Below are 450 nucleotides of genomic sequence, written 5' to 3' on the forward strand. Positions count from 1 at the left end.
TCACTGCATGAACCAGCCGTGGCTGACGACGAACGACTGGCCGGTCAGCGCGGCGCTCGGGAACGCGGACAGGAACAGCACCGTCTGCGCGACGTCCTCGACGGTCGTGAACACGCCGTCGACGGTGTTGCCGAGCATCACCTTCTTCACCACGTCCTCTTCGCTGATGCCGAGCTCCTTCGCCTGCTCCGGAATCTGCTTGTCCACCAGCGGCGTGCGCACGAAGCCCGGACACACGACGTGCGAGCGCACGTTGTGCTTCGCGCCTTCCTTCGCCAGCACGCGCGCGAGGCCCAGCAGCCCGTGCTTCGCCGTCACGTACGCGGACTTCAGCGGCGACGCTTCGTGCGAGTGCACCGAGCCCATGTAGATCACGACGCCGCCGCGATCGTCCTTGTACATGTGCTTGAGCGCGGCCTTCGTCGTCAGGAACGCGCCGTCGACGTGGAT

1 protein-coding gene is annotated in these 450 nt (G+C 66.2%); it reads right to left on the reverse strand.

What is annotated here, in order from left to right:
* A partial coding sequence (locus tag HWY45_RS36385) for an SDR family oxidoreductase (protein ID WP_176118511.1) occupies positions 1 to 450 on the reverse strand: 450 nt, incomplete at its 5' end.

Source organism: Burkholderia stagnalis, from assembly GCF_902830275.1.
GTDB classification, from domain to species: domain Bacteria; phylum Pseudomonadota; class Gammaproteobacteria; order Burkholderiales; family Burkholderiaceae; genus Burkholderia; species Burkholderia stagnalis.